This is a genomic window from Niveispirillum fermenti, from assembly GCF_052474395.1.
Map to the genome: position 1 here is coordinate 1,657,800 of NZ_CP156681.1, position 22,847 is coordinate 1,680,646.

Consider the following 22,847-nt stretch of genomic DNA (forward strand, 5'->3'; position numbering starts at 1 on the left):
CTTTATACCAAGGTGCGGTGAGTTGAACTCATCGCAACCTGGTTGGCGCGCCCATGCGCGCGCAAGCCCAGCCGCCGGATGGCGGCGCCCGGCGCATGAGGGATGCATTGATCAGGCCATAGGGTCTGATCAATGCAGATACGTATTACGGGGCCAGCAGCTTTTCCATCTGGTCGATTGTGGCGTCCATGCGCCGGATCAGCGCCTGATAGGGCGCGCCGGACGCCATGTCCAGCCCGGCCCTGGCCAGCAGCGGCACCGGATATTCCGACCCGCCGGCGCGCAGCACGTTCAGATAATTCTCCCGTGCCTTGGCCCCGCCCTTGACGACCTGTTCGGCGAAATAGGTGCCGGCCGCGATGGAGGTGGCGTACTGGTAGACATAGAAGGGGCGGTAGAAATGCGGGATGAAGGCCCATTCCGCACAATATTTCTCGTCGATCTGCATCACGCCCTGGTCGTGGCCGTGATACTTCTTCAGCAGGCCGCAATAGATTTCGGTCATCTTGGCGCCCGACAGCGCCTCGCCCCGTTCCACCGCATCATGGGTGGCCAGTTCGAATTCGGCGAACATGGTCTGGCGATAGAAGGTGGCCCGCAGATTCTCCAGCGACTGGCCCAGATAGAACAGCTTCTCTTCCTTGCTCTTGGCCTTCGACACCAGGTAATCGGTCAGCAGCATTTCATTCGCCGTGGACGCGATTTCCGCCACGAACAGCGAATAGCCGGCCAGTTCATAGGGCTGTGCCGCCTGTGCCAGGGCCGAATGCATGCCGTGGCCCCATTCATGGGCATAGGTGGACATCGAGTTGTAATCGTCCTGATGGTTCAGGAAGACATAGGGATCGACGCCATAGGTGCCCCAATGGTAGGCACCGCTGTCCTTGCCCTCGGCCGGCAGCACATGCATGGTGCGCCGCGATGTCAGTTCCGCCAGCCGGTCGGTATAGGCCTTGCCCAGCGGCTTGGTGGCGGCCAGCGTGATGGCCCGCGACTCATCCAGCGTGTATTTCTTGTCCAGCGACACCATGGACGGATAGATGTCGTAATAATGCAGGTCGGGCAGGCCCAGCATCTTCTGCCGCAGCTTGAAATAGCGGTGCAGGGTGGGCAGGCCCTTGTTCGCCTCTGCCACCAGGGTGCGGTAGACGGATTCGGGAATGTCGTTGGCGGCCAGCGACGCGGCCACAGCCGTCGGATAGGAGCGCAGCTTGGCATCGATGGCGCCGGCCTGGACGGCGGCGTTCAGCGTGTTGCCCATGCTGGTCGCATACTGGCCGAACTTGGTCCAGAACGTGTCGAACACCTGCTTGCGCACGGCGCGGTCGGCATGCTGGCGCAGCGCCTGATAGCCGGCCTGGTTCAGCTTGCGTTCCGTCCCGTCTGGCAGGGTGATCTGGGGCCAGTCGATATCGGCATTGGCGAGCGCGGAATAGGTGTTGCTGGCGGCCCCCATCACGGGGCCATAGGCGGCAAGCGCCGCCTCCGTCTCCGCTGACAGGGTGTGCGCCTTCAGGCGCAGGATGTCGTGCAGGCGGAAGGCGTGCTTCTCCAGCCCCTTGTCGGCCTTGATGAAAGCTTCGATCTTCTCAGCGCCGATGGTCTGGATTTCGGGCGACAGCCAGGCGATGGCGGCCTGCCCCTGGGCGGCGAGCGACTGCGAAAGGCTCCAGCGTTCCTGGAAGGTGGGATTGCGCGTATCGGTCGAATATTGGAAATAGGCGTAGACCATCACCTTTTCCACCATGTGGCCCACGGTGGACATGCGGTCCAGGGCGGTGCGCAAGGTGGCGGCGTCGGTGCCCAGTGTGCCCTTCAGCCCCGAAACCCCCGGCAACTCAGCCAGCGCCTGCTGGCGCCCGGCCTCCCAGGCGGCGTCATCCTTGAATATCGGGGTCAGATCCCAGACATAGCGCGGATCGACGGCCGGCTTCGCGTCGGCCGCGGCGGCCGGCGTTTCCTGGGCACCCGCCACGGCCACGGGGGCCAGGGCGGCGACCAGCGCCAGCGCCGTGGCGCCCAGCAGGCGGCGGGTGGCGGCGGTGAGGGTATGGCTGTTTGGCATGTGCATGCTGTTCCCTGTTCGGCTGCTTTGCTTTTCCCGTGGGGCCGTCCTTATTCGGGGGGCCGGCACGGTTTGATTGCTGTGCGGTCTTTTATAGGCCGGGTCCGGGCCCATAGGCGCGGAATTTTGTAACGGGGTGGTTTCAGGAGCCGGCCCCGCCCTGTTATGCTGCGCGTCTGCATTGTAACCGCCGGACATACTGCCCATCATGACCGTCATCCGCGCCGTGGCCGCCGCGAAGCTGAACCTCTACCTGCATGTGCTGGGCCGGCGCGAGGATGGGTACCACCTGCTGGACAGCCTGGTCGGATTCGCCACGGCCCATGACGTGGTGGAGGTCGAAAGCACCCCCTATTTCAGCCTGTCGCTGCATGGACCCAATGCCCTGACCCTCCTGATGGAGGATACGGACAGCAATCTGGTGACGCGGGCCGCCAAGGGCCTGGCCGCCGCCCTGGGCCGCCGGCCGGAGGTGACGGTCAAGCTGACCAAGAACCTGCCGCTGGCATCGGGCATCGGCGGCGGGTCCGCCGATGCGGCGGCCACCCTGCGCGCCCTGTGCGCCTTGTGGGATGTGCCCCCGGATAGTCCCGCCGTGCTTGACCTGGCTGCGCGGCTGGGGGCCGATGTGCCTGTCTGCCTGCACGCGCGCACGGCCCATTTCGGCGGCACGGGCACCGATCTGGCGCCGGCACCGGCCCTGCCGGAGGAATGCTGGGTCGTGCTGGTCAATCCCGGCGTGGCCGTGCCCACGCCCGCCGTGTTCCAGGCCCGCGACGGCGCCTTTTCCGCGCCGGCGCGGCTGGAGATGGAAGCGGCCGACGCCGCGGAACTGGCGGGCCTGTTGAAAGACGGGCGGCGGAACGATCTGGCCCCGGCGGCCGAACGGTTGAACCCCGTCATCGGGCAGGTGCTGGCGGCCCTGGAATCGACGACGGGCTGTCATCTGGCCCGCATGTCGGGCAGTGGGGCCACCTGCTTTGGCCTTTATACCTGTGCCGACCGCGCCGTGGCGGCGGCTGCCCTGATTTCCCGGGCCCGCCCGAGATGGTGGGTGCAGCCGGGTGCGCTGCTGAACGACCTGTCGGGGCTGGAGGTGCTGGAAGGTGCCACCCTGCTGGACTGGCCCTGACGCGCCGCCACCGGCCCATGCCTGAGGTTTTGAGGACCCCGGTTTTTTCGAGGAGTTGAGCGATCCCATGTCCCGCATCGACACGTCCCGCCCCTTCCTGCCTGTGAACATCGCCGTGCTGACGGTGTCCGACACGCGCGACCTGTCCGATGACAAATCGGGCGACACGCTGGTCGAACGGCTGACCAGCGATGGCCATGCCCTGGCCGGCCGCGCCATCGTCCGCGACGATGTGCGTGCCATCATCGATCAGCTTCGCCAATGGATCGCCGACCCGCAGGTCGATGTCGTCATCTCCACGGGCGGCACCGGCCTGACGGGCCGCGACGTGACGCCGGAAGCCTTTGAAAGCCTGTTCGAGAAGACGATCAACGGCTTTGGCGAGATGTTCCGCATGTTGTCGTATCAGAAGATCGGCACCTCTGCCCTGCAATCCCGCGCCACGGGCGGTCTGGCCGGCGGCACCTATCTGTTCGCCCTGCCGGGCAGCCCCAGCGCCTGCCGCGACGGCTGGGACCTGATCTTGAAATTTCAGCTCGACAACCGCCACCGGCCCTGCAACCTCGTGGAACTGATGCCGCGTTTGCAGGAGAGGTGAGGGGGCACCATCCTAACATCGGCCGTCACCGCCGCCCGGTCATTCCAGGGCTTCCCAACGGTTCAAGTCTTCGGCTTCCATCGGTTTCAGAGAATCCGGGACGGCGCCCACCTTGCCGCGCAGGATGCCTGTCTTGAAGATGGAGGCGGTCGGATCGCCTGGTGTCTCGCCGCTACGCCGGGGGTATTCTGGTGGGTCGCATCCCCCATGATCCACCCCCGGCTAATCTCCTGCCGCGAACGGTGCGTGGGCGCTCGCCCCTTTGGCACCCGAGGTGCCTTGCTGGACAGGTTTTAGTCTGAACCCTATGATCCAAGCTGTTTCGATGGGTAGAGGTGCGCCATGAGCGGGAATCTTTATGAGACGGATTTCTATGCCTGGGCTAATGAGCAGGCGGCCCTGCTGCGGGCGGGCAAGCTGTCGGCGGCGGACATCGAGAATATTGCCGAGGAAATCGAGAGCATGGGCAGGACCGAGAAGCGTGAGCTTGCCAATCGTCTCACCGTTCTGCTGCTGCACCTTCTGAAATGGCAGTTCCAACCGCTGCGTCGTGCCAATTCCTGGCGAACCACAATCAGGGTGCAGCGCCGGGACCTTGTCGTTCATCTGAAAGACAACCCCAGCCTGAAGGCCAAGGTGGGTGAGGCGATTGAACAGGCTTACGGTACGGCCGTGATCCAGGCCGCCGATGAAACCGGGATGCCGGAAACCACATTCCCGGCGGAATGCCCGTGGTCGTTTGGCCAGATTATGGATATGGAGTTCTGGCCGGATGAGCACTGATATACCCAAATGACCAGAGAATCCTCGAAATCTCTTGTTTAAGCCTCTGAAAATGAAGGAAAATGTGAGATCTCTCCCGGGATTCTCTGAGGGGCGCAGTATACCAAATCCCGGCGAGTTGTTTCATCGGGATTTGGTATGGCGGCGACTGCCGCCGCGCACCACGTGGCGCGCGCCCGAGCTGTTGGCATGTGGGCGCCGGCGCTTGAGGTGCCGAAAACCTTGACCATCGGGCAGGGTCAAGGCGGATTGGTACTACGCCGCCGTCACCGCCGCCCGGTCTGCCGCGTCGGGATCATAGTTCAGGTTCGGTGCCAGCCAGCGTTCCATGTCCGACAGGCTCATGCCCTTGCGGGCGGCGTAGTCGGCCACCTGGTCGCGTTCGATCTTGGCCACGCCGAAATACTTCGCGTCGGGATGGGCGAAGTACCAGCCGCTGACCGCCGCCGTGGGGACCATGGCGAAGCTCTCGGTCAGCGTGATGCCGGCGATGCGGGTGGCGTCCAGCAGGCGGAAGAGGGTGGCCTTTTCCGTGTGGTCGGGGCAGGCGGGGTAGCCGGGGGCGGGGCGGATGCCGCGATATTGTTCGGCGATCAACTGCTCGTTGGTTAGTTCCTCTCCGGCGGCATAGCCCCAGAGTTCGGTACGCACACGCTCATGCAGGCGTTCGGCGAAGGCTTCCGCCAGACGATCGCCCAGCGCCTTCAGCAGGATGGCGCTGTAATCATCATGCGCCGCCTCGAACGCCTTGGCGCGTTCGTCCAGGCCGATGCCGGCGGTGCAGGCGAAACCGCCGATCCAGTCCTGGATGCCGCTGGATTTGGGCGCGATGTAATCGGCCAACGACAGGTGGGCGCGGTTGCGGCCGGGGTCGCGGGCCATCTGCTGGCGCAGCATGTGCAGGCGGTCCAGGACGGTGCCGCGCGTCTCGTCGGTATAAAGCTCGATATCGTCGCCCACACTGTTGGCGGGCCACAGCGCCACGACGGCATTGGCGCGCAGCCAATTCTCACCCACGATCCGCTGCAGCATGGATTGCGCGTCGGCCCACAGCGCACGCGCACTTTCCCCCACCTTCGCATCCTCCAGGATGGCGGGGAAATTGCCGTGCAGTTCCCAGGCCTGGAAAAAGGGCTTCCAGTCGATGCGGGCCACCAGTTCGGCCAGATCGTAATCGTCGAACACCGTCACGCCGGGCTTCAGCGGCTGCGGCGCGGCGTATCCGGCCCAGTCCAGCTTGAGCGCATTTGTCTGTGCCTGGGGGAAGGGCAGGCGGCTGCGGGTCAGTTGGCTGGCGGCATGCGCCTCCCGCATGGCGGCGTAATCGGCCTTGGTCTTGGCCGTATAGGCGGGGCTGTTGGTGGGGTTCAGCAGGCTTTGCGCCACACCGACGGCGCGGCTGGCATCCAGCACATGCACCACGGGGCCGTCATAATTCGGGTCGATCTTGACGGCGGTGTGAACCTTGGACGTGGTGGCCCCGCCGATCAGCAGGGGCATCTTCAGGCCCGTGCGCTGCATCTCCTTGGCCACGAACACCATTTCGTCCAGCGACGGGGTGATCAGGCCGGACAGGCCGATGATGTTGCACTTGTGGGCCTTGGCCTCGTCCAGGATGCGGGCGCAGGGCACCATGACGCCCAGATCCACCACCTCGAAATTATTGCACTGGAGCACCACGCCCACGATGTTCTTGCCGATATCATGGACATCGCCCTTCACGGTGGCCATCAGCACGCGGCCCGCCGGCTCGGACTTGGCGCCGCCCTTTTCCGCCTCGATGAAGGGCAGCAGCCAGGCGACGGCCTTTTTCATGACGCGGGCGGACTTCACCACCTGCGGCAGGAACATCTTGCCCGCACCGAACAGGTCGCCCACCACGTTCATGCCGTCCATCAGCGGGCCTTCGATGACGTGCAGCGGCCGCTCGGCCGCCAGCCGCGCCTCTTCCACATCGGTATCGATGTACTCATCGATCCCATGGACCAGGGCATGGGTCAGCCGCTCCGTCACGGGGCGGGTGCGCCAGGTCAGGTCGGCGGCCTTTTTCTTCTCGCCCCCCTTGTACTTGTCGGCCACTTCCAGCAGGCGGTCGGTCGCATCGTCACGGCGGTTGAGGATCACATCCTCCACCCGCTCCCGCAATTCCTCCGGGATGTCGTCATAGACGGGCAGTTCGCCGGCATTGACGATGCCCATATCCATGCCCGCCGGGATGGCGTGGTAGAGGAATACGGAATGCATGGCCGCGCGGACCGTGTTGTTGCCGCGGAAGCTGAACGACACGTTGGACAGGCCGCCCGACACATGGGCGCCGGGGCAGTCGCGGCGGATGTCGCGCGTGGCCTCGATAAAGTCCACGGCGTAGTTGTTATGCTCCTCGATGCCCGTGGCGACGGCGAAGATGTTGGGGTCGAAGATGATGTCTTCGGGCGGGAAGCCGACCTTGTTCACCAGCACATCGTAGGAACGCTTGCAAATCTCCAGCTTGCGGGCGCGGGTGTCGGCCTGTCCTGTCTCGTCAAAGGCCATGACGACGACGGCCGCACCATAGCGGCGGATCTTCTTCGCCTGGGCGACGAACTGTTCCTCGCCTTCCTTCAGGGAGATTGAATTGACGATGGGCTTGCCCTGAACATTCTTCAGCCCCGCCTCGATCACGCTCCATTTGGAACTGTCGATCATCACCGGCACGCGGGCGATGTCGGGTTCCGAGGCGATCAGGCGCAGGAAACGGACCATCGCCGCCTCGCTGTCCAGCATCGCTTCGTCCATGTTGACGTCGATCACCTGTGCGCCGTTCGTCACCTGGTCGCGCGCGATGTCCAGCGCCGCCTCATAGTTTCCGTCCAGGACCAGCTTCTTGAACTTGGCCGAGCCGGTGACGTTCGTACGCTCGCCGATATTGATGAAGCTGGCGGTGCGGGGGGCGGTCATGATGGGGCTCTGTCGCTGATAAGGGAAGGCAGGGGCGGGACCGGTGGAGTGATCAGAAGGCCGGCATCGTAAACGGTTCCAGGCCGGACAGGCGCATGGCGCGTTCCGGATGGGCCGGTTCACGCGGCGGCAGGCCCTTTACTGATTGGGCGATGGCGCGGATATGGTCGGGGGTGGAGCCGCAGCAGCCGCCGACGATATTCACCAGCCCGTCCCTGGCCCAGCCCTGAAGGTCGGCGGCCATATGCTCGGGCTTCTCGTCATACTGGCCGAACTCGTTGGGCAGGCCGGCATTGGGGTAGGCCGACACGAACACGTCGGCGATGCGCGACAGTTCCTGGATATAGGGGCGCATCAGATCGGCGCCCAGCGCGCAGTTCAGGCCGATGGAGAATGGCTTCACATGGCGCAGGCTGTTCCAGAAAGCCTCCGTCGTCTGGCCGGACAGGGTGCGGCCCGACCGGTCGGTGATGGTGCCGGAGATCAGGACGGGCAGGTCCAGGCCCTTTTCCTCCAGTACCTCTTCAATTGCGAACAACGCGGCCTTGGCGTTCAGCGTGTCGAAGATGGTCTCCACCATCAACAGGTCGGCTCCGCCATCGATCAGGCCCGCCGTCTGTTCCTTGTAGGCCAGGCGCAATTCGTCGAAATCGACATTGCGGAAGCCGGGGTCGGTGACCACGGGGCTGATGCTGGCGGTGCGGTTGGTGGGGCCAAGGGCGCCGGCGACATAGCGCGGCTGCGACGGGTCGGCGGCTTCCGCCGCGTCGGCGGCCTGGCGCGCCAGCCTGGCCCCTTCGAAATTCAGCTCATAGGCCAGCTTTTCCATGCCGTAATCGGCAAGGCTGATGCTGGTGGAATTGAAGGTGTTGGTTTCGATGATGTCGGCACCGGCATCCAGATACTGGGCGTGGATGTCGTAGATGATCTTGGCCTGCGTCACCGACAGAAGGTCGTTATTGCCCTTCACATCATGGTCCCAGTCCTTGAACCGGTCGCCGCGGTAATCTTCCTCTTCCAGCTTGTGCCGCTGGATCATAGTCCCCATGGCCCCGTCGATCACCAGGATGCGCTGGCGCGCGATGTCGCGCAGCCGCGACAGCCGTTCCGTCCTTGTCATCTTCCAGGCCCTTTCCACTGCATCCGGGCATGTTGCATCCCTGATCCCGGTTCTAACCCGGCAGTCCGACGCATGCAAACATAAAGATATCTTTATGTGATGATGGCAGACATGCCGGCGGCAGGAAGCAGCGTGTCCCCCGCCTGGCCGGCCGGTGTGTCCGCTGTGTCCGGCTCTGCCGCCTTTTCCCCGGGGCTGGCAGGAAGGCGCACGATGACGCGGGTGCCGCCCGCGGGCCGGTCCTGCACCTCGATGCTGCCGCCCAGCGGGCCGGCAACCAGGGTATAGGCCATGTGCAGGCCCAGGCCGGTGCGCCCCTCCGCCCGGCTGGTGGTGGTGAACGGCTCGAACAGGCGGGGGCGGATCATGGGGTCGATGCCGATGCCGTCATCCTCCACCACCAGTTCCAGCCAGCCATCCCCGGTCAGGTGGCTGGACAATTGTATGGTGCCGGGCCGCCCATCGGAAAAGGCATGGTCCATGCAGTTGCCCAGCAGCAGCCCCAGGACCTGGGTCAGCGCCCCGGCATTGGTTTCCAGCACCAGGCCGGGCTTCGTGTCCAGCCGCAGGGACACGTTCGGGGTGCCGATCCGCACCTCGATCGCGGGGCGAAGCTCCTTTATCAGGTCGTGCAGGTCCAGGCGGCGGTTCCGGTCGTCGGCACGCTCGGCAGCGATCTGCTTGAAGCTCTGCACGACGGCGGCGGTGCGTTCCACGGTCGTTGTCAGCAGGTCGGCCGCCTCCTTCACCTCCGTCAGGAAATCGGCCAGCTGGCGGCGTGTCAGCGTGCCAGAGGCCATGGCCCGTTCCGCGGCATCGACCTGCTGGGCCAGATGGGTGGCCGTGGTGAGTGCCGTGCCGACGGGTGTGTTCACCTCATGCGCCACGCCGGCCACCAGCCGGCCCAGGCTGGCCAGCTTTTCCGATTGCACAATCCGTTCCTGTGCAAGCTGCAGCCGGTCCACCGTGTCGGACAGGTGGCGGGTGCGGTCGGCCACCTGATCCTCCAGCGCGCCGTTCAGGGCGGCCAGGCGCGCGTTGGATTGTTTGGCCTGATCCAGCATGTGGCGCAGCCGGTCGATCAGCAAGGCCGCCTGCAGGAACAACATGAAGCAATAGCCCGCTTCCATGATGCCTGTGAAGCCGATGCGGTGGACCAGCGCCAGATTGGACAGGCCCAGCACGGTCCAGGCCACCGCCATGGGGAGGGCCAGCGGCTGGCGTCGCCGCGCCGCCACAAGGGTGGCGTAGAGCAGCGCCATCATGGCCAGCACCAGCCCCAGCGTCGCCGTCCAGGTCAGAAGCGACGGAAACGACAGTGTCCACAGGCTGGCCACTGGCACGGCCAGGATGCACAGGATCGACGGCCAAGCCAGCCCCGGCCGCAATGATCCCGGAAACAGCAGCGTGGCGCTGGCCAGACAGGACAGCCAGACGAAGGGGAACATCACATTGTTGAGGAAACCCAGCAACTGACCCGGCAGATTGGACAGGACCTCGCTGCCCAGCGGTGTATTGCTGGTCAACTGTACCATGGCGATGGCCACCGACATGACCGCGAAGACCAGGCATTCCCGGTCACGCGGGCGCAGCAGGTAAAGGATCAGGTACAAAAGCCCGATGGACAGGCACAAGGACAGGAAGGCCGTGCGCAGGGCCAGTTCCTGCTGCCAGTCGCCATAGATGCCGTCGGCCTCGCCCAGCAGCAGGGCACGGGGAATGCCGCCATAGCCGCCGAAGGCCGCCACCTGCACCGTGATGTCCAGCACCCCGTCAACGGGCTGCACGGCGGCGATGGCTTTCTGGCCGGCGCTGCTGGTCCGGGCCGCATCGGGGCCGACCCTGCCGGCATGGATGGCGGTACTGCCATTGACCATGACGTTCCAGGCCACGAACCGCTGATTGTGCCGCATGGCCAGCGGTGGTGCGTCAGGCGGCAGCAGCACGCGCAGGTGATAGGTGCCCACGCCTTCCGCCGTCAGGGGCACGCCGTCCACGCTCTGGCTTGTCCAGCGGCCGGGCACGGCCAGCAGCCGGTGCGACGGGGCTGTGCCGTCGGCGATGGCATCGGGGGTGACCAGCCGGTCGCGCCAGAACTGCCAGTCGCCTTCCAGGAAAAGGGCGCCCCGCCGGTTGAAATCCCATTCCCGCAGGTCCAGGACCCCATCCACGGCCAGGGGGCGGTGGGCCAGGGCGGCTGACAGGCCGGCCCAGAGCGCGGACAGGATGAGGGTCGCAACCAGGGGTGCCCAGAACCAGCGGACCATACCCTTCCGGTCCAGATGACGCTGCAAGGCCATTTTTCCCCGTGTGATCCCCGACCAACGTTACCGGCGCGGCCTGCGGCCGGCGCCATTAACCCTGCTTATCAGTTTGCCCCGATTTTGTCTTGGGCGGCGTTGCCGGCGGGCGCTTTGATGTTGGCAGAACGGCACCGCCACCTTATCTCTATCACCATGAGGAATATGCCCGTCCGGCAAGCGCGCCGCCCCGCCCTTCTCCCGCGTGCGGGAACCCTGCTGGTCCTGGCCCTGCTGTCGGCGGGTGTCGCACAGGCCGCCTGCACCGATCCGGCCGCATCGGGGGTGAACTGGCGCCGCTGCTACATGGATGGACGTGACCTGAAAGGGGTGGCGCTGGACGGCGCCATGCTGCGGGAAACCACTTTCCAGCGCAGCGACCTGACCGGCGCCAAACTGCCCCGCGCGGACGCCTATCGCGCGAAATTCATCTCCGCCCGCATGGCCGGGGCCGTGCTGGACGGGACCCGGCTGATCGAGGCCGACCTGACCCGCGCCGATCTGGCAGGCGCCAGCCTGAAGGAAGCCGATCTGCGCAACGCCAAGCTGGTGGGTGCCAGCATGAAGGGCGCCGACCTGACGGGTGCGCGGCTGGAGGGGGCGGACCTGCGCAATGCCGACCTGTCGCAGGCGGTCTGGACCGATGGCCGCACCTGCGCGGAAGGGTCGATGGGGCAGTGCCACTGATCGTCCCCACTGAGCATCGTGACGGTCGGGGCATGGTCGCGGGGACCGGACCAGGGGTGCCGCTCCCCCCGTGCCGGGCACGCAGGCGTGGGCTGACGGCAAAGCCGCTGGCGGTTCGCGCGCGGGCTGGCTAAAAGTCCAGGCAACCTGCCCCGACACGCGCTGGAAACCGATCCTATGGCCCTGATCACCCCCCGCACCCCTGCCGGCACCATGGAACTGCTGCCGCGCCGGCAGATCGCCTTCCAGCGCATGCTGGACACCATCCGCCGCAATTATGAGCGGTTCGGCTTCATCCCGCTGGAAACGCCGGTGTTCGAGGTGGCGGACGTGCTGTTGTCCAAGTCGGGCGGGGAGACAGAGAAGCAGGTCTATTTCGTGCAATCCACGGGCGCCATCGAACAGGGCCACAAGCCCGACCTGGCGATGCGCTTCGACCTGACCGTGCCCACCGCCCGGTATGTGGCCCAGCATGAGCGCGACCTGGCCTTTCCGTTCCGCCGGTACCAGATGCAGCGCGTCTATCGCGGGGAACGGGCGCAGAAGGGGCGCTACCGGGAATTCTATCAGTGCGACATCGACGTGATCGGCAAGGACAGCCTGCCCGTCGCCTATGATGCGGAGATGCCGGCCGTCATCTATTCGGTCTTCACGGAACTGGATGTCGGCCCGTTCCAGATCAACTTCAACAACCGCAAGATCCTGCTGGGCATGTTCGAGGCGCTGGGCGTCATCGACCCCGGCATCCGCACCCTGGTGCTGCGTCAGGTCGACAAGCTGGACAAGCTGTCACGCGACGAGGTGCTGGCCTTGCTGACGGGGGAGGGTATCGCCCTGTCGGCCGGGCAGGCGGCCAGCGTGCTGGACATGATCGGGTTCAGCGGACCGGCGGCCGACACGCTGGCCCATCTGGATCGCCTGGGCCTGGACAATGCGCTGTTCCGGGAAGGACTGGACGAACTGGCGCAGGTAGTGGCGGCCCTGAAGGCCTTCGGCGTACCGGAGACGCACTGGCGCGTCAATCTGGCCATCGCACGGGGGCTGGATTACTACACGGGCACGGTCTATGAGACGTTCCTGACCGACCATCCGTCGCTGGGGTCGGTCTGCTCCGGCGGGCGATATGAGAATCTGGCCGGACTCTACACGAAATCGAAGCTGCCGGGTGTGGGCATATCCATCGGCCTGACGCGCCTGTTCTATGCGCTGGAACAGGCCGGCATCGTGCAGGACGGGGACAGCAGCGTGCAGGCGCTGGTGACCCAGTTCGATCCGGCATTGCTGGCCGATTATCTGGCCATGGGGGCCGAACTGCGTGCCGCGGGCGTGAACACGGAAATCTACCTGTCGCCCGACAAGCCGGCCAAGCAGTTCAAATATGCCGACAAGGCCGGCATCCGTTTCGCCGTCATCATGGGCGGGGACGAGAAGGCCAGGGGCGAAGTGACGGTGAAGGACATGATCGCCGGCGGCCAGGCCGGTGTGCGGCGTGAGGCCCTGGCCACCACCCTGGCCTGGATCATCGATCAGAAGCGCTTGCCGGCTGAGGGGGAGGCGGTCTGACCCGACGGTCCCGGCAAAACAGACCGGGCGGGGTCCCCCCGGCCCCCGCCCGGTTGCGGCCCGCCCGGCCCTTGCGGGCTCAGCGGCGCCATTCGCGGTAATCGTCGCCGAAGGCGCGGGCGTAGCGGTCGACGCGCGCCACGGGACGGTTGCTCAGCACCAGGGCCGCGACGAAGTAGGCGACGATCGTCGGACCCGTCAGGAAGATCAGGCCCAGCACCGTGGCCAGACGCACCCAGAAGCTCTTGATCCCCAGCCAGTCGGCCACGCCGGCGCACACGCCGAAGATCATGCCGTTGGCACTGTTCTTGTAAAGTTTGCCGCCCTGGAAGCGCTGGGCGAAGCGGTCGAAATGGCGGTTGTGGCGGTTCACTTTTCTCTCCATCGTTCCGTTGGTTGTCCGAGGTTCCCCGTCGCCGGTGCCGGCGCCAGGGGGCTCCTTCCGGCCGGTCAGGCCGCGTTGCCGCGGTCGGCCATGCGCTTTTTCAGCGCGCTCAGTTCATCCTCGACGCGGCCGCGGCTTTCCAGGTCCGCGAACTCGTCCTTCAGGGTGCGGGGCCGGCCCATGCCCAACGTATCACCGGCGGCTTCCACATGGTCGATCTCGCGTTCCAGTTCGCGGGAACGGGCCAGCGCTTCATCCAGGCGGCCATCATAGAGGCTGGTCCGCACCCGCAACCGGTCGACGGCGCCGCGGTAGCGGGCGGCCAGGCCCCGCCGGCGGGCATGCGCCTCGGCCAGCTTGTCTTCCAGCGCCCGCGCATCCTCGGTCATGCGGGCGATGGCATCTTCCAGGGCCTTGATCTCGGTCTCCGCCGGGGTGGTGGCGCGGCGGATCTCCTCCCGGGCGGCCAGTGCGGCACGGGCCAGATCCTCGCGGTTGTGGGACAATGCGATTTCAGCCTTGCGTTCCCATTCCAGCATCTCGAACTCGGCGGCGCGCCAGTGGGCCGCCAGTTCCTTCTTTTCCGCGATCATGCGGACGGTGCCGCAGCGCACTTCGGACAGGGTGTCCTCCATCTCCCGGATCGCCTGGTTGAGCGTCTGCTCCGGGTCGGCCGACCGGTCCAGCAGGCTGGACAGGTTGGCGTTGATGACATCACCGAGGCGGTCGATCAGGCCCATTTTCGGGGCTCCTTCTGACAGGGACGATAGAGAATATGGTAGGGCCGGGGGGATGGGCTCAGGCCAGGAAGTTCATGCCCAGCAGAACCACGAGGGCGGCGGCCAGAACCGGCAGCATCTCCGCCAGGCTCGCCAGGTCCAGTTCGCTGTTCAGCTTGCTGTTGCGGGCGGCGCGGCTGGCGAGGAAGTTCATCGTGGTCATTGTCGGCTCCATCAGGTTCGAATTTCGGTGGCCGTTGCGGCCATGCCTCCTTTAAAGCAAGGGGCGTGCCAAGTGCCGTAAGAGGGGCGGAAATGGCGGAATTCCGCCATTCCTGGCGGCTAGGAAATTTGGCTCACTTCACGAGTGTGGTGATTTTGGCGATCGAATGGCGGAATTCGCGAAAGGTTGGCGACGGACGCGCGACGGCTTTGCGGGTGTTGTCTGCAAGGGCCCGCCACGGCCCGTCACCCATGGCGAGGCGGGGCCGCAGTCCAGGCACGCGCCGGTGCGGGCGGTGCGGGTCCCGATGTGCGATTGACCGGCGCATCGGAACCGGCTACGCATCGCGCATGGCCGTCTATACCGAAGTTTCCGACGAAGAAGTCCGCGCGTTCGTCGCCCAGTACGATCTGGGCGATGTGATGTCCTGCAAGGGCATCGCGGAAGGGGTGGAGAATTCCAACTTCCTTCTGGTGACGGACAAGGGCCCCTATATCCTTACCCTTTACGAAAAGCGGGTGGACCCGGCCGACCTGCCCTTCTTCCTGGGCCTGATGGACCATCTGGCCGCGCGCGGGCTGACCTGTCCGCAGCCTGTGGCGGGCCGTGACGGCGTGGCGCTGCGGTTCCTGTGCGGCCGGCCGGCTGTCATCGTCACCTTCCTGAAGGGCATGTGGCCACGCCGCATCACGGCGGAACATTGCGCCGGCCTGGGTGGCGGGCTGGCCCGTCTGCACCTGGCGGGGGAGGGCTTTCCGCTGACCCGCCGCAATGCCCTGTCGGTTCCGGGCTGGCGCCCGCTGTTCGAGGCGACCCGTGCGCGCGCCGATGAGGTGAAGCCCGGCCTGGCTGATGCGCTGGCCGCCGAACTGGACCATCTGGAGGCCGTCTGGCCCGCCGACCTGCCCCACGGCATCATCCATGCCGATCTGTTCCCCGACAATGTGTTCTTCAGCGACGGGAAGCTGTCGGGCCTGATCGATTTCTATTTCGCCTGCAACGACCTGCTGGCCTATGACGTGGCCATCTGCCTGAACGCCTGGTGCTTCGAGGCCGACGGCGCCTTCAATGTCACCAAGGCCCGGCTGCTGCTGGGTGCCTATGAAGCCGTGCGCCCCCTGTCGGTGGCGGAGCGGGCGGCCCTGCCCGTGCTGGCGCGCGGCAGCGCCATCCGCTTCCTGCTGACCCGGCTTTACGATTGGCTGAACACGCCGGCCGGGGCCATGGTGAAGCGCAAGGACCCGCTGGAATATCTGCACAAGCTGCGCTTCCACCAGCAGATCCGCCATACCGCCGATTACGGGCTTGACCGGTCGTGAGCGACGTGAATACCGGCGACAAGGTTGTCGATGCCTATACCGATGGTGCCTGTTCGGGCAATCCCGGTCCCGGCGGCTGGGGCGCCTTGCTGCGCTGGAACGGCAATGAGCGGGAATTGAAGGGCGGGGAGGCCGCCACGACCAACAACCGAATGGAGCTGCTGGCCGCCATCAACGCGCTGGAGGCGTTGAAGCGCCCCATGAGCGTGCGGCTGCACACCGACAGCCAGTATGTGAAGAATGGCATCACGACCTGGATCCATGGCTGGAAGAAGAATGGCTGGAAGACGGCATCCCGGGACCCCGTGAAGAATGCCGATCTGTGGCAGCGGCTGGAGATGGCCACGGCCCGCCATCAGGTTGAATTCCATTGGGTCAAGGGCCATGCCGGCCACCCGGAGAACGAGCGCGCCGACCAGTTGGCCCGCGATGGCCTGCGCGAGGCGCGCGACTTCCAGCGCGAGGCGCGCGATGGGTCGGCCGATTAAGCTGTGGTGCTGATAATGTAGTGACCGGAGGTTGCGTTTGCGTTGCAGCCTGTCCGACAGTATACTGTTCTGGTCGGCTAACCGTTAGGCATGGTCACGCCTTGCACCAGCTTCTGCGCGTCCTGGACCAATTGTCATACCGGCTGGAACGTCGCGTCTTCATGGTCGACGGCCAGGAGCTGACGGCCTGCGTCAGCGAGGAATGCTGGGAAGCGCTGGCGGATATCTGCCAGCGCGAGGGGTTGAAGCTGGACAATCTGGTGGCCAATATCGCACGGCGCGTGCGCAAGCGCAGCCTGTCGCTGGAACTGGATCTGTTCGCGCTGACCTATTTCCAGAACCGCGCGCTGCCCGACGGGCTGCATACGATGGAGCCGGCCAACCTGTTGCCGTGCTGACCGCGCTCTCGTACAAGGGGTTTCACCGCATCACCTTGTTCCCCGAGAGAGCGCCCCATGCAAGCCGATCTGCGCCTGATCGCTGTCGATGACCTGTCGCTGGAGGAGGCCGGTGCCGAGCACAAGGCCCTGGTGGCTGAAATCGGACATCACCGCGCGCTTTATTACGCCAAGGACGCGCCCGTCCTGGCGGACGCCGATTATGACGGGCTGGAACAGCGGCTGGGCGCCCTGGAGGCGCGGTTTCCCGAGCTGATCACACCGGACAGTCCCAGCCAGACGGTGGGGGCGGCCCCGGCCGCCGGATTCGGCAAGGTGCGTCACGCCGTGCCCATGCTGTCGCTTTCCAACGCCTTCGAGGATGGGGATGTCGATGATTTCGTGGGCCGCATCCGCCGCTTCCTGAACCTGCCGGAAACGGAGCCCGTCCGTTTCGTGGCCGAACCCAAGATCGACGGGCTGTCGCTGTCGCTGCGCTACGAGAAGGGACGGCTGGTCCAGGCAGCCACCCGCGGCGACGGGGCGGAGGGGGAGGACGTGACGGCCAATGTCCGCACGATCCGCGACATCCCCCATCTTCTGTCGGGCGAAGCGCCAGATCTGGTGGAGGTGCGGGGCGAGGTCTATATGACCCGCGCGGATTTCCTGGCCCTGAATCAGGCGCAGGCGGACAAGGGCGACAAGGTTTTCGCCAATCCGCGCAACGCCGCCGCGGGCAGCCTGCGCCAGTTGGACAGTTCGATCACGGCGGGTCGGCCCCTGCGCTTCTTCGCCTATGCCTGGGGCGCCCTGTCGGAACCGCTGGGCCCGACGCAATGGGACAGCCGGCAGCGGCTGGCCGGCTTCGGCTTCACGCTGTCCAGCCCGTCGCGCTGCTGCACCGGGGCCGCGGAACTGCTGGATTATTACCGCGAGATCGGGCGGACACGGCCGGAACTGCCCTTCGATATCGATGGCGTGGTCTACAAGGTCGACAGCCTGGCCCTGCAGGAACGTCTGGGCTTCATCTCCCGATCCCCCCGCTGGGCCACGGCCCATAAATATCCGGCCGAGCAGGCGACGACCCGCCTGAACAACATCACGATCCAGGTGGGGCGCACGGGCGCGCTGACGCCTGTGGCGGAACTGGAACCGGTCAATGTCGGCGGTGTCGTGGTCAGCCGCGCCACGCTGCACAACAAGGACGAGATCGAGCGCAAGGATGTCCGCGTCGGTGATCTTGTCATCGTGCAGCGGGCCGGGGACGTGATCCCGCAGATCGTCGGCTTCGTCCCCGAGCCGGGCCGCGACAGGGCCGATCCCTATGCCTTTCCCGAATGCTGCCCCGAATGCGGGTCCATCGCCGTGCGGGAGGAGGGGGAGGTCATCACCCGCTGCACGGGCGGGCTGGTCTGTCCCGCACAGGCCGTGGAGCGGCTGCGCCATTTCGTCTCGCGCAACGCCTTCGACATCGAAGGCCTGGGGATCGAGCGCATCCAGCTTTTCTTCGAGCAGGGTCGCGTGAAGCAGCCAGCCGACATCTTCACGCTGGAAAAGCGTGAGGAAGCGCGGATCGACCGGCTGGTCAGCATGACCGGGTTCGGCAAGAAATCCGTGGAGAAGCTGTTCCAGGCCATCGAGGCGCGGCGCAGCATAGACCTGGATCGTTTCATCTTCGCGCTGGGCATCCGCCAGATCGGCGAGGCGACGGCCAAGCTGCTGGCCAGGGCCTACCGCACGGTGGAGAACTGGCGCGACCGCATGATCGCTGCTGCTGCCGAGCGCGGGGAGAAACGGGAGGAGAAGAAACCCGAACTGGTGGGCGAGGCCTATGCCGAACTGTGCGGTATTGAACAGATCGGCATGAGCGTGGCCGATGACCTGACCGACTTCTTCCGCGAACAGCATAATCTCGACGCGCTGGCCGCGCTGCTGGCCGAGGTGGCGGTGAAGGAACATGTGCCGTCGGCCGCCGCCGCATCCCCCGTCACGGGCAAAACCGTGGTCTTCACGGGCACGCTGGTCACCATGGGCCGGTCGGAAGCCAAGGCCAGGGCGGAGGCGCTGGGCGCCAAGGTGGCCGGGTCGGTCAGTGGCAAGACCGATTATGTCATCGTCGGCGCCGATGCGGGGTCCAAGGCCGCCAAGGCCCAGGAACTGGGCGTGACGATCCTGAGCGAGGAGGAATGGACGGCCCTGGTCGCGGGATATTAGATGTGGAAAGGGCGAGGGAGGGCGGAATTGCCAGTCCTTTCATGGAATTGTGAGCGCCGCCATTTTGTTGTCATATTGGCCATCGGCGGATGGGCCACCCTCGAGGATTTCCGTCATTTTCCACTTGGCACGCACCTTGCTGTCACGGGTGCAGTCAACCGATCCGATGGGGAGCCCGATCATCATGTCCGTCAAAGCCGCCTTGTTCGCCACCGCCCTTTCCCTGGCCGCGTTGCCGGCGCTGGCCTTTGGGCCGCAGGCGTTCAATGCCGGTGAAGTGACGGTGAAGGACGTGTTCGGCCGGCTGGAAGTGGTGGTGGACAACAAGGCCAGTCAGGTGACCGCCAGCGTCACGGGCCCGTCGCGCTGGACCGACCGGGTGCAGGTCAGGCTGGAAGGCAATGATCTGGTGATCCACCAGAAGGACGCGCCGCGCCAGCGCCGGCTGCGCGACACCGATGAATGGATCGATGTCCGTGTTACCGTGCCGGCCGGCACAAAGCTGGAGATCGACGGTTTCACCGGCGAGGGCCGGGTCGGCGATTTGCGCGGGCCGCTGTCGGTCGACGGGTTGACGGCCGGTCGTCTGACCATCGGCCATGTTTCCACGGCGGAGATCAGTGTGGCCGGATCCGGCGACGTGGTGGTCGGTGACATCGACCGGGACGTGGCGCTGGAGATCAATGGCAGCGGGTCCATCCGGACCGGCCGCACGGCCGGCACGGCCGATATGGAGATCAACGGTTCCGGCGAGATCGATCTGGCCCGCGCCGACGGTCCCGTGAAGGCCGAGGTGAACGGGTCCGGGGACATCAATATCCGGGCCGGGGTGGCCGATCCGCTGGTCGTCGATATCCGTGGCTCGGGCTCCGTCCTGCTGGATGGCATTGCCCGCCATCAGGATATCGACCAGTCCGGTTCCGGCAAGGTCCGTGTCACCGGCCGCGCCGGCTGACCGGTTTCCCCCGCTTTTCTTTCCCGCTCATCGTCCCGGATCCGGTCCGGGTTCACAAAATGACAGGGTGCCGCCTGACCGATTGCTGCCGGCCATTGCTGCCGGGGCCGGGGCGCAACCCTGCTGATCCGACCAAAGGAGGCATGCCATGCGCCGTTTTTCCGCCCTGTTGCTCGCCGGTTTCGTCCTTGGCCTTGTCCTGCCCGCAGGCGCCTGGGCCGAAAGCACGGGCCCGCAACGTTTCGACGCCAAGCGCCTGACCATTCGCGACGTGGTGGGCGAGGTGAAGGTCACGGTCGATCCCGCGGCCAAGGACATGGTTGTGACCATCGATGCCGAAGGCGAGGAGTTCGACCTGCTGTCGGCCCGCCTTCAGGGTGACGAACTGCTGGTGGCGCGCACCCGGCCTCCGGAAAAGAAGCGGTCCGGATGGCGGGTGGACAATAATGAGGTGGTCATCACGGTCACCCTGCCCAAGGCCACGCCCATCCATGTGGATGACATGGTGGGCAAGCTGTCGGTCGGCGACCTGGACGGCCCGCTGACCGCCGATATCCGCGCGGCAGCCGATATCGAGGCGGGGCGGTTGTCCAGCATGCGGGTCGATGTGGCGGGTGCCGCCGGCATCCGCGCCGGGGATATCGCCGGGTCCCTGGAATTGTCCATCGCCGGGGCCGGGGATGTGAATGTCGGAACCGTGCGACAGGGCGCCGACATCCGCGTTTCCGGCTTCGGCAATGTCGATGTCGCCGGCATCCACGGGTCCGTCAAGGTACAGGTCAGCGGGGTCGGCGACATCGATCTCAACAAGGGTGATGTGGATATGCTGGACGTTGCCGTATCGGGTCTGGGGTCCTTGAGCTTCCAGGGCGAGGCCAGGGACCGGCGCGTCAGCACCAGCGGGCTGGCCAGCGTGCGGGTGAACGGCAAGCGTTTGTGACGCAAAGAAGCTGAGCGGTGGCGTGACCGGGGTTTCCCCCGGCACCCGACAGGGGATCACTCCGCCGCGTGAGCCGCCCGCCCGGCGGCCGGCGCCTTGTGGAAGGCGATGGTGACGGTGGCCAGATGGATGCCGAACTTGGTCATGGTGGCACGGTTCAGCAGCACACCGTCCGGCATCAGGAACATCCAATCGTCGAACCGCACCTTCATCCGCCGGCCGTCCAGCTTCAGATTGAAATCATAGACCATGTTGAAGGCGTTGCCGGACAAGCGGCCCAGGGCCGGGCCGTCCGCGTCGTCGGTGGTGCCTTCCCAGGCGCCGGCCCCCTGGCGGCGCAGCCGCCAGATGCGCTGTTCCGTCTCCCCGTCATTCCACAGGAAATCCTCTGTCAGGGTCAGCGTGCTGCCGTCCCAATCCCCGCTTATATCCACGGTGAAGGTGCGGCGCACATTGCCGAACCGGTCTTCCACCAGCCCATAGGCGCGGGTCGTGCCCTGGAAATAATCCTCCAGCACCAGGGTGGGCTGCTGGCCTGCGAACTGTTCGGGCTTCATGTTGCTGCACCCGGAAAGGGCCGTGAAAAGGGCGGCCAGAAGCAACAGGCGGCGGAACATGGCGGCCTCGGGGTTGAAGGGGGGATGATGGTGAAGGCGGCGGATGGGGTCAGGTGCCGGCCGCCGGCCACCGGCGTTCGATCCTGGCGCGCAGACCGGCCTGAACAGCCGGCGTCAGCGGCCAGCGCCACAGCAGGGCGATGGCAGCGGCCTTGAACATGACGGGGACGCCGACATAAAGGGCCGCCAGGGCGGTCAGCCCGGGCGGCGTGCCACCCGTGGCCGGATCGAAGCCGAACAGGCCGGCCACCGTCAGCCCCAGGGCCGCCAGCGCCGTGGCCAGCTTTGTCGCCAGACCCCAGAAGGCGAAATACAGGCCCGTCCGGGCCCGGCCCGTGCGGGCCGTATCCATGTCCACGACATCGGCCTGCATGGCCGAAGGCAGAACCAGATCGGCCCCCAGCGACAGGCCGGTCATGACGCAGATGACCAGGAAGGGAACGAAATCCCCCGGCCCCAGCAATGGCACGGGCAGGAACCAGGCAATGTTCCAGATCATCGCCCAGCGCCAGACGACATGCTTGCCGTATTTGTGGCTCAACCTCGACCATAGCGGCACCGCCACCAATCCTGATGCGAAATAGCAAAGCAGCAGAAGACCGGCCCGATCCCCTTCCATTAGCAAATGCTGAACAAAGAAAAGGAAGAGTTGAGCGGGAAGGCCGTTCGCCACGCCATTGATGACATAGGCCAGGATCAGTTTCCGAAAAGCCCCATTTGCAAAAATGATTTTCATGCCGCGCCTGAAGTTCAGCTTGCGACTTTGCGGCTGCGGATATTCCGGAACAGCAAGCAGGGCGATTATTGTGAGGGCAGGCAGAAGCATAAGAACGGTCAGCGCCAGCAGCCGCAGCGCGTCGGCCTGTCGGCCCGCGCCGCCGACGCCGGCGGCAAAGGGAAGGGAGAGGGCCAGAACCGTCCCGATGACGGTTGCCGCTTCCCTGAAGCCGGCGATGCGCGTGCGCTGGTGGTAGTCACCGGACAGTTCGGCGCCCCAGGCCGTCAGCGGCACGATCATCATGCTCCAGCCGAGATAGAGCGCCATGCTCCAACCCAGCAGATGGCCGATACCCGCCCTGTCACCCGGCACCAGCAGGAACCAGAGCGAGATCAGCGTCAGGGGCAAACCGGCCGCGATCCAGGGCCGCCGCCGGCCGAAACGGCTGCGTGTCCTGTCGGACAGCATGCCGACCAGCGGATCGGTCACCCCGTCCCACAGCCGGGCCAGCAGCAGCACCAGCCCCACGCTGGCCAGCGGCACCCCGGCCTGGGCATAGACGGCGGGAAGATAGACATAGGTGGGCAGGACCAGCATGGCCAATGGCAGTGCCGGCAGGGCATAGGCGAGCAGATGCCGGCTCGCCACGGGCGGAGGTGGGGCCATCATGATCCCTTCGGGGGCCGGGCCATGGATCACAACGTTGC

General features: G+C 65.8%; 20 protein-coding genes. 11 read left to right on the forward strand and 9 right to left on the reverse strand.

Features of this window, described 5'->3' with window-relative positions; genetic code table 11:
- Positions 1–145: 145 nt before the first annotated feature.
- Positions 146–2,065 carry an oligoendopeptidase F gene (pepF, locus tag ABC728_RS19065; RefSeq protein ID WP_416618416.1) on the reverse strand — a complete coding sequence of 640 codons (1,920 nt, stop codon included), beginning with the start codon at positions 2,063–2,065 and terminating at the stop codon, positions 146–148.
- Positions 2,066–2,273: 208 nt separating this feature from the next.
- Here pepF and ABC728_RS19070 point away from each other — a divergent pair, with 208 nt between their 5' ends.
- From ABC728_RS19070 to ABC728_RS19080, 3 genes are all read left to right on the forward strand, one after another.
- The gene (locus tag ABC728_RS19070; RefSeq protein WP_416618417.1) at positions 2,274–3,197 is read left to right on the forward strand and encodes a 4-(cytidine 5'-diphospho)-2-C-methyl-D-erythritol kinase; all 924 of its coding nucleotides are present in this window, start codon (positions 2,274–2,276) and stop codon (positions 3,195–3,197) included.
- 67 nt (positions 3,198–3,264) lie between these two features.
- Positions 3,265–3,795, forward strand: a complete 531-nt coding sequence (gene moaB, locus ABC728_RS19075; protein ID WP_416618418.1) for a molybdenum cofactor biosynthesis protein B — start codon at positions 3,265–3,267, stop codon at positions 3,793–3,795.
- 342 nt (positions 3,796–4,137) lie between these two features.
- Positions 4,138–4,578 carry a DUF29 domain-containing protein gene (locus ABC728_RS19080; protein ID WP_416618419.1) on the forward strand — a complete coding sequence of 147 codons (441 nt, stop codon included), beginning with the start codon at positions 4,138–4,140 and terminating at the stop codon, positions 4,576–4,578.
- 255 nt (positions 4,579–4,833) lie between these two features.
- On the opposite strand, the gene metH is transcribed toward ABC728_RS19080, so the two are convergent.
- From metH to ABC728_RS19095, 3 genes are all read right to left on the reverse strand, one after another.
- The gene (metH, locus tag ABC728_RS19085; RefSeq protein WP_416618420.1) at positions 4,834–7,515 is read right to left on the reverse strand and encodes a methionine synthase; all 2,682 of its coding nucleotides are present in this window, start codon (positions 7,513–7,515) and stop codon (positions 4,834–4,836) included.
- 52 nt (positions 7,516–7,567) lie between these two features.
- A complete protein-coding gene (locus tag ABC728_RS19090; protein WP_416618421.1) occupies positions 7,568–8,635 on the reverse strand; it encodes a homocysteine S-methyltransferase family protein in 1,068 nt (355 codons plus the stop codon).
- 92 nt (positions 8,636–8,727) lie between these two features.
- Entirely contained in the window at positions 8,728–10,929 is a 2,202-nt protein-coding gene (locus tag ABC728_RS19095) for an ATP-binding protein (RefSeq protein ID WP_416618422.1), read from the reverse strand.
- Between the two features lie 171 nt (positions 10,930–11,100).
- On the opposite strand from ABC728_RS19095, the gene ABC728_RS19100 reads away from it, so the two are divergent.
- Complete coding sequence (locus tag ABC728_RS19100; RefSeq protein WP_416618423.1) at positions 11,101–11,622, forward strand: pentapeptide repeat-containing protein; 522 nt, start codon at positions 11,101–11,103, stop codon at positions 11,620–11,622.
- Positions 11,623–11,799: 177 nt separating this feature from the next.
- Positions 11,800–13,185 carry a histidine--tRNA ligase gene (hisS, locus tag ABC728_RS19105; RefSeq protein WP_416618424.1) on the forward strand — a complete coding sequence of 462 codons (1,386 nt, stop codon included), beginning with the start codon at positions 11,800–11,802 and terminating at the stop codon, positions 13,183–13,185.
- Positions 13,186–13,264: 79 nt separating this feature from the next.
- Here the strand turns inward: hisS and ABC728_RS19110 are convergent, their stop codons facing one another.
- The 3 genes from ABC728_RS19110 to ABC728_RS19120 all read right to left on the reverse strand — a co-directional run bounded on the left by ABC728_RS19110 (position 13,265) and on the right by ABC728_RS19120 (position 14,512).
- Positions 13,265–13,558 carry a PspC domain-containing protein gene (locus tag ABC728_RS19110; RefSeq protein ID WP_416618425.1) on the reverse strand — a complete coding sequence of 98 codons (294 nt, stop codon included), beginning with the start codon at positions 13,556–13,558 and terminating at the stop codon, positions 13,265–13,267.
- Positions 13,559–13,635: 77 nt separating this feature from the next.
- Positions 13,636–14,310: a PspA/IM30 family protein gene (locus ABC728_RS19115; RefSeq protein WP_416618426.1), complete on the reverse strand. Its 675-nt coding sequence runs from the start codon at positions 14,308–14,310 to the stop codon at positions 13,636–13,638.
- A 58-nt stretch (positions 14,311–14,368) separates the two neighbouring features.
- Entirely contained in the window at positions 14,369–14,512 is a 144-nt protein-coding gene (locus ABC728_RS19120; RefSeq protein ID WP_416618427.1) for a hypothetical protein, read from the reverse strand.
- A gap of 350 nt (positions 14,513–14,862) precedes the next feature.
- Here ABC728_RS19120 and ABC728_RS19125 point away from each other — a divergent pair, with 350 nt between their 5' ends.
- The 6 genes from ABC728_RS19125 to ABC728_RS19150 all read left to right on the forward strand — a co-directional run bounded on the left by ABC728_RS19125 (position 14,863) and on the right by ABC728_RS19150 (position 20,805).
- On the forward strand, positions 14,863–15,831 hold the full coding sequence (locus ABC728_RS19125; RefSeq protein WP_416618428.1) for a homoserine kinase: 969 nt from the start codon (positions 14,863–14,865) through the stop codon (positions 15,829–15,831).
- Positions 15,828–16,319 (forward strand): ribonuclease HI, encoded by a 492-nt coding sequence (gene rnhA, locus ABC728_RS19130; protein WP_416618429.1) that lies wholly within the window; start codon positions 15,828–15,830, stop codon positions 16,317–16,319. Before ABC728_RS19125 ends, rnhA begins: the two co-directional genes overlap by 4 nt.
- A 101-nt stretch (positions 16,320–16,420) precedes the next feature.
- Positions 16,421–16,717 (forward strand): hypothetical protein, encoded by a 297-nt coding sequence (locus ABC728_RS19135; protein WP_416618430.1) that lies wholly within the window; start codon positions 16,421–16,423, stop codon positions 16,715–16,717.
- Between the two features lie 57 nt (positions 16,718–16,774).
- Entirely contained in the window at positions 16,775–18,910 is a 2,136-nt protein-coding gene (gene ligA / locus ABC728_RS19140) for an NAD-dependent DNA ligase LigA (protein WP_416618431.1), read from the forward strand.
- 184 nt (positions 18,911–19,094) lie between these two features.
- On the forward strand, positions 19,095–19,865 hold the full coding sequence (locus ABC728_RS19145; protein WP_416618432.1) for a GIN domain-containing protein: 771 nt from the start codon (positions 19,095–19,097) through the stop codon (positions 19,863–19,865).
- A 148-nt stretch (positions 19,866–20,013) separates the two neighbouring features.
- Positions 20,014–20,805: a hypothetical protein gene (locus tag ABC728_RS19150; protein ID WP_416618433.1), complete on the forward strand. Its 792-nt coding sequence runs from the start codon at positions 20,014–20,016 to the stop codon at positions 20,803–20,805.
- A gap of 56 nt (positions 20,806–20,861) precedes the next feature.
- Here ABC728_RS19150 and ABC728_RS19155 read toward each other — a convergent pair whose 3' ends face one another.
- Both ABC728_RS19155 and ABC728_RS19160 read right to left on the reverse strand, forming a co-directional pair.
- The gene (locus ABC728_RS19155; RefSeq protein WP_416618434.1) at positions 20,862–21,422 is read right to left on the reverse strand and encodes a DUF3833 domain-containing protein; all 561 of its coding nucleotides are present in this window, start codon (positions 21,420–21,422) and stop codon (positions 20,862–20,864) included.
- Positions 21,423–21,471: 49 nt separating this feature from the next.
- On the reverse strand, positions 21,472–22,809 hold the full coding sequence (locus tag ABC728_RS19160; protein WP_416618435.1) for an MFS transporter: 1,338 nt from the start codon (positions 22,807–22,809) through the stop codon (positions 21,472–21,474).
- Positions 22,810–22,847 lie beyond the last annotated feature (38 nt).